Annotated in this window: 11 protein-coding genes and 1 pseudogene; 2 read left to right on the top strand and 10 right to left on the bottom strand. The window is 66.5% G+C overall.

Translation table 11 applies throughout. The features are described from left to right. Positions 1-45: 45 nt before the first annotated feature. Both H9K76_RS20960 and H9K76_RS20955 read left to right on the top strand, forming a co-directional pair. Complete coding sequence (locus H9K76_RS20960) at positions 46-2,037, top strand: monovalent cation:proton antiporter family protein (protein ID WP_187597198.1); 1,992 nt, start codon at positions 46-48, stop codon at positions 2,035-2,037. A gap of 52 nt (positions 2,038-2,089) precedes the next feature. Beyond that, a complete protein-coding gene (locus H9K76_RS20955; protein ID WP_187597197.1) occupies positions 2,090-2,653 on the top strand; it encodes an adenine phosphoribosyltransferase in 564 nt (187 codons plus the stop codon). A 49-nt stretch (positions 2,654-2,702) separates the two neighbouring features. Here the strand turns inward: H9K76_RS20955 and H9K76_RS20950 are convergent, their stop codons facing one another. From H9K76_RS20950 to H9K76_RS20905, 10 genes and pseudogenes are all read right to left on the bottom strand, one after another. Further along, positions 2,703-3,644, bottom strand: a complete 942-nt coding sequence (locus H9K76_RS20950; RefSeq protein ID WP_187597196.1) for a hypothetical protein — start codon at positions 3,642-3,644, stop codon at positions 2,703-2,705. A 135-nt stretch (positions 3,645-3,779) separates the two neighbouring features. Continuing rightward, a complete protein-coding gene (locus H9K76_RS20945; RefSeq protein WP_187597195.1) occupies positions 3,780-4,274 on the bottom strand; it encodes a Crp/Fnr family transcriptional regulator in 495 nt (164 codons plus the stop codon). A gap of 334 nt (positions 4,275-4,608) precedes the next feature. Next, positions 4,609-6,021, bottom strand: coding sequence for a tRNA uridine-5-carboxymethylaminomethyl(34) synthesis GTPase MnmE (gene mnmE / locus H9K76_RS20940; RefSeq protein WP_187597194.1), 1,413 nt, complete (start codon positions 6,019-6,021; stop codon positions 4,609-4,611). A gap of 99 nt (positions 6,022-6,120) precedes the next feature. Further along, positions 6,121-6,858 carry an aspartate/glutamate racemase family protein gene (locus tag H9K76_RS20935; RefSeq protein WP_187597193.1) on the bottom strand — a complete coding sequence of 246 codons (738 nt, stop codon included), beginning with the start codon at positions 6,856-6,858 and terminating at the stop codon, positions 6,121-6,123. A 5-nt stretch (positions 6,859-6,863) separates the two neighbouring features. Beyond that, positions 6,864-7,682: a M55 family metallopeptidase gene (locus H9K76_RS20930; protein ID WP_187597192.1), complete on the bottom strand. Its 819-nt coding sequence runs from the start codon at positions 7,680-7,682 to the stop codon at positions 6,864-6,866. Positions 7,683-7,708: 26 nt separating this feature from the next. Next, positions 7,709-8,760: pseudogene (locus tag H9K76_RS20925) on the bottom strand (P1 family peptidase). Next, complete coding sequence (gene gsiD / locus H9K76_RS20920; protein WP_187597191.1) at positions 8,757-9,671, bottom strand: glutathione ABC transporter permease GsiD; 915 nt, start codon at positions 9,669-9,671, stop codon at positions 8,757-8,759. The pseudogene H9K76_RS20925 and the gene gsiD overlap by 4 nt, the downstream one beginning before the upstream one ends. Before the next feature lie 34 nt (positions 9,672-9,705). After that, positions 9,706-10,626, bottom strand: coding sequence for a glutathione ABC transporter permease GsiC (gsiC, locus tag H9K76_RS20915; protein WP_187597190.1), 921 nt, complete (start codon positions 10,624-10,626; stop codon positions 9,706-9,708). Between the two features lie 119 nt (positions 10,627-10,745). After that, positions 10,746-12,299 (bottom strand): glutathione ABC transporter substrate-binding protein GsiB, encoded by a 1,554-nt coding sequence (gene gsiB, locus H9K76_RS20910; protein ID WP_187597189.1) that lies wholly within the window; start codon positions 12,297-12,299, stop codon positions 10,746-10,748. Positions 12,300-12,377: 78 nt separating this feature from the next. Next, positions 12,378-14,252: a dipeptide ABC transporter ATP-binding protein gene (locus tag H9K76_RS20905; protein ID WP_187597188.1), complete on the bottom strand. Its 1,875-nt coding sequence runs from the start codon at positions 14,250-14,252 to the stop codon at positions 12,378-12,380. Positions 14,253-14,284: the final 32 nt, after the last annotated feature.

Raw genomic sequence — 14,284 nt, 5'->3', positions numbered from 1 at the left:
GAATTTTATAGGGCGCACCCGACCTTGGCTCGTTTAGCATCGGTCATGTCCTCACTTGCCCTCACCCTGCTGTATCTGCTTGCCGCCGTGCTGGCCGTCGTCGTCTGCCGCACGCTCAAGCAGCCGCCGATGCTGGGCTATCTCGCGGCGGGCGTGCTGATCGGGCCGCATGCGCTGGCGCTGGCCAGCAATTCGGAGGGCGTGCGGCACCTGGGAGAGTTCGGCGTGGTGTTCCTGATGTTCGCCATCGGGCTCGAATTCAGCCTGCCCAAGCTGCGCGCGATGCGCAAGTTCGTGTTCGGGCTGGGGTTCGCGCAGGTCGTGCTGTGCATGCTGCTGTCCTTCGCCGGCATGATGCTGCTGTCGCGCTTCTTCGGCCGCGTGTGGGACATGAGCTGGCAGACGGCCGTGGCGCTGTCGGGCACCTTCGTGATGAGCAGCACCGCCATCGTCGTGAAGATGATGGCCGAGCGCGCCGAACTGGAATCCGAGCATGGCCGCCGCGTGCTCGGCATCCTGCTGTTCCAGGATCTGGCCGTGGTGCCGCTTCTGATCCTGATTCCCGCGCTTGCCTCCGACCCCGACAAGCTGGTCTGGTCGCTGCCTTTCGAGATGCTCAAGGCCGCTGCGCTGATCACCATCCTGCTGACCGGTGGCCAGCGCGTGATGCGCTGGTGGTTCACGCTGGTCGCGCGCCGGCACAGCGAGGAGCTGTTCATGCTCAACCTGCTGCTGTTCGCGCTGGGCCTCGCCTGGCTCACCGAACTGGCAGGCCTGTCGCTCGCGCTGGGCGCCTTCATCGCAGGCGTGCTGGTCTCCGAGACCGAATACAAGCACCAGGTGGAGACCGACATCCGCCCGTTCCACGACGTGCTGCTGGGCCTGTTCTTCATCACCATCGGCATGCAGCTCGACTGGCATATCCTGCTCGAGCGCTGGGCCCTGGTGCTGCTGCTCCTGATCGCGCCGATGGTGGCCAAGGCGCTGGTGATCTTCGCGATCGCGCGCTACATGAAGTCGCCCGCGGGCGTGTCGCTGCGCACCGGCATCTACCTCGCGCAGGCGGGTGAATTCGGCTTCGTGCTGCTGTCGCTCAGTGCCTCGCAGGGGCTGGTTCAGCCTGCGCTGATGAACCCGATCCTCGCGGCGATGGTGGTATCCATGCTGCTCACGCCGCTGCTCATCCAGTACAGCAACCGCATCGTCATGCGGCTGGCCGCGAGCGACTGGCTGCACCAGTCGCTGCAGATGACGCAGATCGCCCGGCAGGCCATCAACACCGACCACCACGTGCTCATCTGCGGCTATGGCCGTTCGGGCCAGAACCTCGCCCGCCTGCTGACGCTGGAGAACATTCCCTACCTGGCGCTCGACCTCGACCCCGACCGCGTGCGCCAGGCCGCCGCGGGGGGCGAATCGGTGGTGTATGGCGACGCCACGCGCCTGCAGGCGCTGATGGCGGCAGGCCTCGGCCGCGCGAGCGCGGTCGTCATCACGCACCTGGACACGCATGCGACGCTCAAGACGCTTGCCAACACCCGCAAGCATGCCCCCGATGTGCCGGTGATCGTGCGCACCGTGGACGACGCCAATCTCGACAAGCTGCAGCAGGCCGGAGCCAGCGAGGTCGTGCCCGAGGCCATCGAGGGCTCGCTGATGCTGGCCAGCCATGCCCTGGCGCTGGTGGGCGTGCCCATGCGCCGCGTGATCCGCCTCGTGCGCGAGCAGCGCGAAGGCCGCTACCAATTGCTGCGCGACTACTTCCACGGCGCGGACGACGATACGCCCGCAGAGCTCGACCAGGAGCGGCTCAAGTCCTTCACCCTGCCGCCCGGCGCCGCGGCCTGCGGCCACGCGCTGGGCGAGTTGGCACTGGCTGGGCGCGACGTGCAATTCGTCGCGGTGCGCCGGTCCAGCGGCGCGGTGAGCGCCGACGCCGACGATCCGACCCTGCTTGCCGAAGGCGATACACTGGTGCTGCGCGGCCTGCCCAAGGCCCTTGCGCTGACCGAAGACCTGCTGCTGCGCGGCAGGTGAGCCGCCGGCACGCGCCGGCCCTCCCCAAGACTTTCCAGATACCAGAACCACCATGCAGCAGCCCGAGCAACTGAGCGTCAACGAATACCTGCGCCAACACATCCGCACGGTTGCGGACTGGCCGGCCCCCGGCGTGCAGTTCCGCGACATCACGCCGCTGCTGCAGGACCCCAAGGTGTTCCGCGTGCTCGTCGATGCCTTCGTGCATCGCTACATGGACAAGGACCTGCGCCCCGACGTGGTGGCCGGCCTCGATGCGCGCGGCTTCATCATCGGCGCGGTGATCGCCTATGAGCTCAACGTCGGCTTCGTGCCGATCCGCAAGAAGGGCAAGCTGCCCTTCACCACGGTCGAGGAGACTTACGAGCTCGAATATGGCAGCGCCACCGTCGAGCTGCACTCCGACGCCGTCAAGCCCGGCGATCGCGTCCTGCTGATCGACGACCTGATCGCCACGGGCGGCACGATGATGGCCGGCAAGAAGCTGCTCGAACGTCTGGGCGCCACGGTCACCGAAGGCGCCGTCATCGTCGACCTGCCCGAGCTCGGCGGCTCACAGCGCCTGCGCGACGCGGGCCTGAAGATCTTCAACCTGGTGGATTTCGACGGCCACTGACAGGCACCGCGGCACGGGTGCCGCGCCCAGCAGGGCACGGCCGGTGGAATCAGAGATCCCCGTACTGCGTGGCGCTCAGGTCCGAGCTCGCGGAGTCCTGCGCCGGCATTTCCGTATCCGCAAACCCCGAGGGTTGCAGCAGCGGAGAGCGTGACATCGGGCCGCTGCGCACCATCGTCCCGGGGCGGTCCGATGCCGACACGGGGCGGGCGCCGCTGCTGGCACCACTGCCGCTGAGGGCGCGCTTGAATGCCGCCACCTCATCGTCCTCGATCGGATCGAAATGGCCATTGCCGCCATTGATGACTGGATGATGATTGCCGATCAACGGCGCCTGCGCACTGTTGCCGCCACCGAGGGGCGGGAGCGGCGAGAGGGGCGCACGGCTGCTGTGCAGGGGTGCCGCGCCCGAATTCAGCGGCGCGGCGCCGGAATGGCGCAACGGTGCGGGCGCCGAAGCCCGTGCTTCATAGGCCCCCACGGGCATGATCGGGGCGCGCAGCGTCTGTGGGGCACCCGAGCGCGTGGCGGGAGCGGCCTGCCTGTCGGCCGCGCGGCGCATGTGCACGCCGACTCCGGCGTTGTCATGCACCCGCCAGTAGACGGCGGTGACCAGAATGTCGAAGCGCGACTTCGCGCTCTGCGTGATGAGGGTTTCGATCTCGGTGAGCCGCGCCGTGCTGGCGCCGTACTCGCGCGCCAGGTCGATCATCACGACGAACTGCTGACCCAGCTGGTCGAGCGAAAGCACCTTGAATTTGTAGCCTGCCGACAACACGCCGGCGCGCACCATCGCATCGCGCACCACCATGTAGAGCGATTCGCGACGCTCCGTGCGGATATTCTTGCGCCCAAGCTGATCCGCGGCCTCCTGCGAACGCTGGGTCAACGGGTGCGCTGCGCCCGCACTCTGCTGCGTCGCATTGAGCGGCGCCTTGCGCGCCGTGGTCCCATGGGCGGGACGTCGAGAAAACCAACTGAGAAAGGACATGGCGCACCTGAAGTGAAGTGCACTGAAACACACGCAAAGAAGTGTACAGCGCTACCTATCAGCGGATGCTAATAGTCAGACGAGAACTGCGCCAGTGTTTTTTTTTGATGATGTGGGTCAAAAAGTTGACATTTCTCAGGTAGATGCCACCCGACGCTTGCGGTTTCCGAGCCGCTTCGAGAGGACGGCGCCCACAGCCATCACCAGATGGAGTGCGACTGCCGGTTGACGATTCGACAGCTCGGTGAACCGCATGGCAGGCAGGCTCCAGAGCTTGCACGGCGCGCCCGCCTGCACCGTCGCAGAGCGTGGAAGATGCGAGAAGAACGCCCCCTCGCCCACAACGGAGCCAGGACCTACGATCGCGAGACGCAGGCGCTGCTTCTCGTCCTCGAAGTGCACGCTCAGCGTACCGCTTTCCAGCAGATACAGCGTGCGGTCGGTCGTACCCTGTGCGAACAGCACCTGCCCAGCAGGCAACGACACGGGCAGCAGATAGGCCGACAGCAGATCCCACTGCTCGGCCGTGAGCAGGTTGTTGAGACTGTCTTCCGCGGTGGCATGGCTGATGGCCTGCACCAATCCATGCAGATCCACCTTTCCATCCGCTCTATTGACTACGGTATTCATGGCGTGGAAGGTAATGCGGTTACAGGGTTTGAACAAGGACACATACGTGTTATTACAATTCATCAGCACGAATGCTTGCAGCGAATCACGAGTGGCCTGTTGATGGGATTAAAGCAGAACTGCACAAGAATTCAATCAGCGTGAGAGCCGGCACGGCTTCAAGCTATGGTGCTGCCAGATCGTCGCGCTGCCGCTGCTACCAACGATGTTCATTCCGGTCAATGCCCACCCAAGAAGCCCGCGCTCACATCAGAAACACATCCAGGCATGGAAGGGTCATGCAAGAGAGGGGCTTCGTGCAGGCGACTCCCAAGCAGGCACCGGCGCGCGGCGTCTACTTCCCGATGCAGAACGAAGAAAAAATCACCCCCAGCAAATCATCGGACGTGAATTCGCCCGTGATCGAGTTGAGTGCGTTCTGTGCCAGCCGCAGCTCTTCCGCCAGCAGGTCGAGTGCAGGGCTGTCCGAATGGATCTGGGCCGCGGACTCCATGAGGTGGGAGTCCACCTCGGACAGGGCCGCGACGTGGCGTGCCCGGGCGATGTAGACGCCTTCGGGCGCCGACTGCCATCCGGCCATCTCCAGAAGCTGGCGGCGCAGCGCCGCCAGGCCGTCGCCGGTGCGCGCGGACAGCTGCACCTGGGCCACGCGGCCGGGCTGCAGCGTGGCGTACGCTGCGGCCGCTTCCGGGGTGGCCGCGTCGGTCTTGTTCCACACGTCGATCACGGGCACCTGCTCGTGCAGCTGGTCGGCCAGCGCGCTCGCGATCCGTGCGTCGGCGGCCGCGTAGTCGGGCTCGTGCCAGCGGGTGAGGTCGTGCAGGAACAGCACGGCATCGGCGGCCTTGATTTCCTCCCAGGCGCGCGCGATGCCGATCTTCTCGACCTCGTCGTCGCTCTCGCGCAGGCCCGCCGTGTCGATCACGTGCAGCGGCACGCCCTCGATCTGGATGGTCTGCTGCACCTTGTCGCGCGTGGTGCCTGCAATCGGCGTGACGATGGCCAGCTCGGCACCGGCCAGCGCGTTGAGCAGCGAGCTCTTGCCTGCGTTCGGCTGCCCCGCGATCACCACCTTGATGCCTTCGCGCAGCAGCGCGCCCTGCTGCGCACGCTGCATCACGCGCGCCAGTTGCAGCTGCAGCCGCTCCAGCTGCCCGGCGGCATCGGCCTTCTTCAGGAAGTCGATTTCCTCTTCGGGGAAGTCCAGTGTCGCTTCCACGAGCATGCGCAGGTGGATCAGCGCATCGCGCAGCGTGTGGATTTCCTTGGAGAACGCACCCGAGAGCGAGCGCCCCGCGCTGCGTGCAGCCGCCTCCGTGCTGGCGTCGATCAGGTCGGCAATCGCCTCGGCCTGCGCCAGGTCGATCTTGTTGTTGAGGAACGCACGCTCCGTGAATTCGCCGGGTTCCGCGAGGCGCAGGCGCGGCAGCGCCGTGCGCGCGAGCTCCAGGCAGCGCGCCACCAGCAGCTGCAGCACCACCGGCCCGCCATGCGCCTGCAGTTCCAGCACATCCTCGCCGGTATAGCTGTGCGGTCCCGGGAAGAACAGGGCCAGGCCATGGTCGATCGCCTGCCCGTCCTTGTCCGCGAAAGGCAGGTAATGCGCCTCGCGGGGATTCGGCTTGCGCCCGAGGAGCTGCTCGACGAAACCGCCCAGCCCCCTGCCCGACACCCGGACGATGCCCACGGCCCCGCGCCCGGGTGCGGTGGCGATGGCGACGACGGGATCTTGGTGACGGGCGAGCATGGACGGGGACTTTCGCGGTGAAGGGGAGAGGCGGCAGGCAACGGACAGGCGTCGATTATCCGCGCTTGGTGCTCTCGCCGCGTAAAGGCGCTCTCCTGACTACGGCTGCCCGTAGGCCCTTGCGGCAAGTGCTGCGGCGAGGATCGCCGAGGGATCGACCAGCGTCCAGTCACGTGCCTCCGGGGCCTGCGGCAGGGCCAACGGGATCTCGGTGCATGCCATCACCAGCGCAATGTCGCCGTGCGTCGCGCGCAGTTGCTGGGCGACCTGGGTGAAGCGCTGCTCGGCGAGCCGCATGTCGCCGGCCTTCACGCCGTCGTAGATGCCCTGCATGAGCCAGATGCGGGCCTCGTCGCCGGGCAGCACGCATTCGATGCCCTGCGCGGCGAAGGCCTCGTCGTACAGGCCGGTGTCGTAGGTGCCCTGCGTTGCCAGCAGGGCCACGCGCGGGTGGCCCAGGCGCCGGATCTCGGCGGCGGTTTCGCTCGCGATGTGCAGCAGTTCGACCTGCGGCACACGCTCCTGCAGCGCGGCATGCCAGGCGTGCGCCGTATTGCAGGGAATCGCGACGGCCACGGCGCCCAGCGCGGTGAGCTGGTTCAGGCCGCGGAGCATCGCCTCGAGCGGCTGCGGTGCGGCCGGGTCGGTGAGCGCGCGCGTGCGGTCCGGGATGGGCAGTTGCGCCATCCAGTGCTCGGGATAGGCCTGGTCCAGCACGGGCTGACCGTGCTCGCGCAGCCAGGCTTCGCAGGCGCCCACGAAGAGGCGCACGAAATCGACACCCGCCGCGGGGCCCATGCCGGCGAGGATGCCTACGGTCCGGGGAGAAGGATTCATCGTGCTCACCTCAGCATGCTGGACATGGCGGAGAAGCAATTGAGCATGCGCACCGCCGACTCGATTTCAGGTGCGGTGAATCGCACCGCGCAGCCGTCCACACGCTCGAGCGTCGGCCACTGGCAGAACAGGTCGGCCAGCGCCGGAGACTGCGTGACCAGGTCCACGGTGACCGGTCCGCCGATCACGAACGGCTTCACGCCTCCTGCCCGCTGCACCGCGGATGCAACGCCCTTGCGGATGGCTGCGCGCGCCTGCTCGGGCGAGAGGCTGATGCCGCTGGTCTGGCCGGTTGCACGCTTGACCTGCACGAACTCGGCTCCGGGAAACAGGCCACGGGTTTCCTCGATGAAGACGTCATCGCCGGACGCCGCGATCACCGGCGCGCCATAGGTTCCTGCCAGCGCGCCATAGATGCCGGCCTCGCCGAGCTCCACGCCGTTCAGGCTGATGCGCGCAAAGGCGAAACTGTTGATCGTGTGCGCCAGGATGCCGCGCCCCTGCGCACGCGAGTGGTAGCCGACGAAGCACACGCCGTGAAGCCCCAGCTCCACACCCGCAACCATGCTGAGGTACCGCGGCTTGCCCTGCACGGCCAGTGCGCGCGCATCGAGCAGATCGGGCGGCATGTTGCGAAAGCCTCCGTGCGAGTCGTTCACGTAGACCTCGGTTGCGCCCGCATCGAATGCCCCGGCAATCGCGGCATTCGCTTCCTCGGCCATCAGACGGCGCGCGCGCTCGTACTCGGGGTTGCCCGCGCGCACCTGCTCGGGGTGGTAGACCCCCGCCACGCCTTCGATATCAACGGAAATCAGAATCTTCATATGTCGGTCCGGGTTCGGGTGCCGGTTCAGGCACCCATTGTGTCCAGCATCTCGCGCAGCGATGCGCGATGGTTTCCATCGCGGCCGGTGACCGGCCCGGCATGCCACAACGCGTGCACGATGGCCTGCTCGACGCTGTCGGCCGCAGCCTGGAACAGGCCGTCCAGCAGCGCCTCGTTCACCATCGCCACGGCGGGCATCGGTGCATCGGGCAGATGCGGCAAGGTATACGCCGTGGAGAACGCGAGCGCAATGTCGCCGCTGCCGTGACCATACACCGAGCCCGTGCGCGCGAGACCCGCCGCCGCGCGCCAGGCCAGGCGCTGCAGCTGGCGCGCATCGAGTGGTGCATCGGTGGCGATCACCATGATGATCGAGCCCTTTTCGGCGCGCTGCGGCGGCTCTTCCGCCACGGCCATCGCGGCGAGCCTCTGCCCGAGCGGCTCGCCGCCCCACAGAAGATTGGCCTGCACGCCGAAGTTGGAGAGCACCAGCGCGCCCACGGTATGTGCCGCGCCATTGGCAAGCTGCGCCCTGCGCGACGCGGTGCCTATGCCCCCTTGAGCTGGAAGCTCGACATGCCGCGCCCCGCGCCCACCGCGCCCTGCTCCACCTGCAGGCCCGCAGCCTGCAGCGCAGCCTCGTAGTGCTGCGCGGTGATCGCCATGCGCTGGATGTCGTTGAGATAGCCGTCGTTGCATTCGAGCACCAGCGGATTCACCGTGGGCAGCGAGCGGCCCGTCTCGGGATTGCCGCGGATGCAGTGCGCGACCTGCGCCTCGGCCAGCGCGCCGACCGAGAAGGTGTTCGTGAGCGCGATCGGCGTCTCCAGCTGGCCCAGCTCGGAGAGCTGCATCAGCCCCACGCTCTTGCCAAAGCCGTTGATCACGGCCGTGGCCGCGGGTACCTTGTGCTGGAACGGGTCCCGTCCGTGCGGACGGATCACCGTCACGCCGGTCTGCACCGCGCCTTCGGCCAAGGTGACGCTGCCCACGGTCACGCCGGCAACGTCGGTGATCGCGTCACGCTCGCCGCTGCGCAGCTGGCCGACGCGGGGAGGCTGGCTGCGCGAGATCATGTCTGGCGGTCGATCTTGGGGTCGAGCGCGTCGCGCAGGCCGTCGCCCAGCAGGTTGAATGCCAGCACGGTCAGGAAGATCGCGAGGCTGGGGAACAGCGCGACGTGCGGCGCGTTCACCATGTCGGCACGTGCCTCGTTGAGCATCGCGCCCCATTCGGGTGTCGGCGGTTGCGCGCCCATGCCCAGGAAGGACAGGCTGGCGGCCGTGATGATCGACGTGCCCACGCGCATCGTGAAGTACACGACGATGCCCGAGATCGTTCCCGGAAGAATGTGGCGCATGATGATGGTCCAGTCGTTCGCGCCGATGCTCTGCGCCGACTCGATGTAGGTCATTCGCTTGAGCACGAGCGTGTTGCCGCGCACCAGGCGGGCGAACGCGGGCACGCTGAACACCGCCACCGCGACGATCACGTTGATCATGCTGCTGCCGAGGATCGCCACGACACCCAACGCGAGCAGGATGCCGGGGAAGGCGAACAGCACGTCGGAGATGCGCATCACGATGCGGTCCCACCAGCCTTCGTAGTAGCCCGCGAGCAGGCCGAGCGCCGTGCCGATGATGCAGCCGATGAAGACCGAGAAGAAGCCCGCCGCCAGCGAAATGCGGGCCCCCATGAGGATGCGGCTGAAGATGTCGCGGCCCAGCGGATCCACGCCGAACCAGTGCATGGCCGACGGGCCCTCGTTCAGGCGGTCGTAGTCAAAGAAGTTCTCCGCATCGAAGGGCGAGATGTAGGGTGCGAGCACCGCAATGGCAACCAGCAGCACCACGAACACGAGCGCCGCGACCGCGACATGCTGCTTCTTGAACTTGCGCCAGAACTCGCGCCAGGGGGTGCGCACGCTCGCATCCTGCGCGGAGGCTGCCGCAGCGGCAGGAGTGGGGGAAATGGAGGGGGTGGTCATGCTTGTCGGTATCCCGTTCGGTCTGGCTGCGTTCTTACTTGTAGCGGATGGTGGGGTTGATGTAGCCATAGAGCATGTCCACCACCAGATTGATGAGGATGAACTCCAGCGAGAACATCAGCACCAGCGTCTGGATGAGGGGGTAGTCGCGCGTGTTCACCGCGTCCACCAGCAGGCGGCCCACGCCGGGCCAGTTGAAGACCGCCTCCACGACGATCGAGCCGCCCAGCAGGAAGCCGAACTGCAGGCCCATCATGGTGACCACGGGAATCATCGCGTTGCGCAGGCAGTGCTTGAGGATCACGACGCGCTCGTTCAGGCCCTTGGCGCGCGCGGTGCGCACGAAGTCCTCGCTCACCACTTCCACGAACGAGGCGCGGGTGAAGCGCGCCATCACGGCGGCCACGGCCGCACCCAGCGTGATGGAGGGCAGGATGTAGTGCTTCCACGTGTCGGCGCCCACCGTGGGCAGCCAGCCCAGGTCCACCGAGAAGATCTGCATCAGCAGCATGCCGAGCGCGAAAGCGGGAAACGAAATGCCGGAGACCGCGATCGCCATGCCCAGGCGATCCGGCCATTGGTTGCGGTAGACGGCCGAGATGATGCCGATGCCCATGCCGAAGATCACCGACCAGACCATGCTGGTGAAGGTCAGCAGCAGCGTGGGCATGAAGCGCTCGCCGATCTCCGCCGACACCGGACGGTGCGTGCTCATCGACGTGCCGAAGTCGCCCTGCAGCATGCGTCCGAAGAACTGCACGAACTGCGTGGGCAGCGGTTGGTCCAGGCCCAGTTCCTTGCGCACCATCTGCACCGTGGCTTCATCGGCGTCCGGTCCGGCGGCCAGCCGCGCGGGGTCGCCGGGCAGCATGTGGACGAACATGAACACCAGTATCGCGACGATCAGCAGCGTGGGCAGCAGGCCGACCAATCGTTTGAGGAAGTAATTCAGCATGGAGGCAATGCTGCAGGCGCAGCAGGAAAACGTGGGAACAATCTCGAAAACGTCCCGCGCCGTCGTCACCAGGGCAGGGACGACGCGCGCGGGAGGGGTGCGTGGCAGGCCACGCCGGCTTACTTCACCGCAATTTCATCGACGTTGAGGTTCGCATCAGGCATCACATAGACGCCGGACAGGCGCTTGGCGTGGCCCGAAAGGTTCACCTCGGTGACCAGCGGAATGCGCGGCAGGTCCTTCATGAGCTGTTCCTGCACCGACTTGTAGAGTTCCGCGCGCTCGTTGGAGTCGGTGGTCACCAGCGCCTTGGCGATGCCGCTGTCCACCACTTCGTTGCTGTAGTACGCCACGTTCTGCAGCTTGGGAGCCCAGGCTTCCGTCGCGAACAGCGGACGCAGCGCCCAGTCGGCTTCACCCGTCGACGACGACCAGCCGATGTAGTACATGCGCACGCCGGCGGTCTTCGGATCGGGCCATGCATCCACCATTTCGGAGCGCTGGCCCGGCTCCAGGATCTGCACCTTCAGCTTGATGCCGACCTGTGCGAGCTGCTGCTGCACGAACTGCGCCACCTTCTGGCTGGTGGTGTTGTTGTAGCCGCTCCAGATCACCGACTCAAAGCCGTTGGGGTAGCCGGCTTCCTTCAGCAGTTCCTTGGCCTTGTTCACGTTGTAGGGGATCGGCTCCATCTTCACCGCGTACTGGATGCCCTGCGGCACGATGCCCTGCGCGGGGATCGCATAGCCGCCGAACGCCACCTTGGCCAGCGCCTCCTTGTTGATCGCATAGGCGATCGCCTGGCGTACCTTGGCGTTGTCATAAGGCTTCTGCAGCATGTTCAGGCTCAGGAAGCGCACGATGATGGAAGGCGTGTTCACCACTTCCACCTTGTCGTTCTTCTTCAGGTTGGCGGCCTGCTCGTAGGGCAGCGGGAACGCGAAGTCGGCCTCGCCCGTCTGCAGCATCGCGGAGCGGGTGTTGTTCTCGGGAACCGGCTTCCAGGTGATCTGGTCCACCTTGGGATAGCCCTTCTTCCAGTAGCCGCCGAACTTCTTGCCGATGATGGCCTCGGTCGGCTTCCACTCCACGAACTCGAACGGGCCGGTGCCCACGGGGTGGAACGCGATGTCCTTGCTGCCCCACTTCTTGAGCGCGGCGGGCGAGATCATCGCGGCGGATGCGTGCGCGAGCGAGTTGATGAACGGGCCGAACGGTTCCTTGAGCGTGATGCGCACGGTCGATGCGTCGACCGCTTCCACCTTGGAGATGCGGTTGAACTGCGTGATGCGCAGCAGGCGGTTGGCGGGGTCCATCACGCGCTCGAGATTGACCTTCACGGCCTCGGCGTTGAAGTCGCTGCCGTCGTGGAACTTCACGCCCTTCCTGAGCTTGAAGGTGTAGACGAGGCCGTCCTTGGAGACGTCATAGCTCTCGGCCAGCACGTTCTTCACCTTGAGGTCCTTGTCGAACTGGAACAGGCCTTCGTAGAACGTCTTGGTCACGGCCGTGGTCATGGTCGTGTTGGTGTTGTACGGATCCAGCGTTTCGGGCGGATAGGCAATCGCCAGCACGGGGTTGCTTGCGGCGGCCAGTGCGGCGCCGGATGCGGCAAATGCGGCGAGGGCCAGCAGGCTCTGCGCGATGCGTCGGGTGGAAGCGGTGTTCGTCATGAGGACCTCCGGTTGGGAAAAAGGGTGTGGTTGATTCGGATGGCGCCAGGAAGGCGTCGATGGGCGGGCGCCTGCGCGTCAGGCCGTGGCGGGAGCCACGAAGTGATCGGGACCGACCTGCACCAGGGGCGGCACGACGGGCTCGTCACCCACGGCACGGATCGGGCTGGGGATCTCGCCTTCCTGCAGTGCGCGCTTGAGGAAACGGCGCGAAGGGTCGGCGATCGGCACTGCTGCCATCAGCTTCCTGGTGTAGGGGTGCTGCGGGTTCTCGAAGATCGCGCGGCGCGGACCGATCTCGACGATGCGGCCGAGGAACATCACGGCCACGCGGTGGCTGATGCGCTCCACGACGGCCATGTCGTGCGAGATGAACAGGAAGGCCACGCCCAGCTCGCGCTGCAGGTCGAGCATGAGGTTGACGATCTGCGCCTGGATGGACACGTCGAGCGCCGAGACCGATTCGTCCGCCACCACGACCTTGGGATTGAGCGCCAGTGCGCGCGCGATCGCGATGCGCTGGCGCTGGCCACCGGAGAATTCGTGCGGGTAGCGCTGTGCATACTCGCGCGGCAGGCCCACCTTCTCGAGCAGCCAGTCCACGCGCTTCTGCGCCTCCTCGCGCGTGCCCACCTTGTGCACGAGCAGCGGCTCCATGATCGAGAAGCCCACGGTGAGGCGCGGATCCAGCGATGCGAACGGATCCTGGAAGATGAACTGGATGTCGCGGCGCAGCGACTGCACCTCGCTGCGCGGCAGGTCGAGGATGTTGCGCCCGCCGAACTCGATGGCACCGCTCTGGCTCTCCACCAGGCGCAGCAGCGAACGGCCCGTGGTCGACTTGCCGCAACCCGACTCGCCCACCAGTGCCAGCGTCTCGCCAGGGTAGAGGTCGAAGCTCACATGCTCCACCGCATGCACGCGGCGGGTCACCTTGTTGAACAGGCCGGAGCGCAGGTCGAAGCGCGTGACCAGGTCCTTCACGCGCAGGATGGGCTGCGCGCCCGCGGGACGCGTATCGAGCGGCGTGGACTCGACGGCGGGCATGCTCCCGTCCACCCGCAGCAGCTCGAACTGGCGCGGCAGGTCCGTGCCCTGCATCGCGCCCAACTTGGGCACGGCGGACAGCAGGGCGCGCGTGTAGCTGTGCTGCGGTGCCGCGAAGATCTGGTCGGAGCCACCCTCTTCCACCTTGTCGCCGCGGTACATCACCAGCACGCGGTCGGCCACTTCGGCCACCACGCCCATGTCATGCGTGATGAAGATGACGCCCATGTGCATCTCTTCCTGCAGCTGGCGGATGAGCTGCAGGATCTGCGCCTGGATCGTCACGTCCAGCGCCGTGGTCGGCTCGTCGGCGATCAGCAGCTGCGGCTTGCACGAGAGCGCCATCGCGATCATCACGCGCTGGCGCATGCCGCCCGAGAGCTGGTGCGGAAAGCGGTCCAGCACGTTCTTCGCCTCGGGGATGCGCACCAGTTCCAGCATGCGCAGCGCCTCGGCGCGCGCGGCGGCGCGGTCCTTGCCCTGGTGCACGCGGATGGATTCTGCGATCTGGTCACCGGCGGTGAACACCGGGTTCAGCGAGGTCATGGGCTCCTGGAAGATCATCGCCACATCCGCGCCGCGCACGTCGCGCATCTGGGCCTGCGATGCACTTGCCACGTCGAGCACCTGGCCGCTGCGACGGCGCAGCAGCGCCGAGCCGTGGGTGATCTTGCCGCCGCCATGTTCGACGAGGCGCATCAGCGCGAGCGACGTCACCGACTTGCCGGAGCCGGATTCGCCCACGATGGCCAGCGTCTCGCCGCGGTCCACGTGGAAGGAGAGGTTGCGCACCGCTTCCACCGTGCGCTCGGACGTGGCGAAGCGGATCGTCATGTCGTTCACCGCGAGCACCTGTTGCTCGGGCAGGATGAGCTGCGGCGTGTCGGAGGATGAAGTCGTGTTCATGCGAGATACCAAAATAGAAAAACCCGGCGCCG

Source organism: Diaphorobacter ruginosibacter (genome assembly GCF_014395975.1).
GTDB classification, from domain to species: Bacteria; Pseudomonadota; Gammaproteobacteria; order Burkholderiales; family Burkholderiaceae_C; genus Diaphorobacter_A; species Diaphorobacter_A ruginosibacter.
Note: the sequence above shows the minus strand (reverse complement) of the source record. Positions and strands in the feature narration are given on the sequence as shown.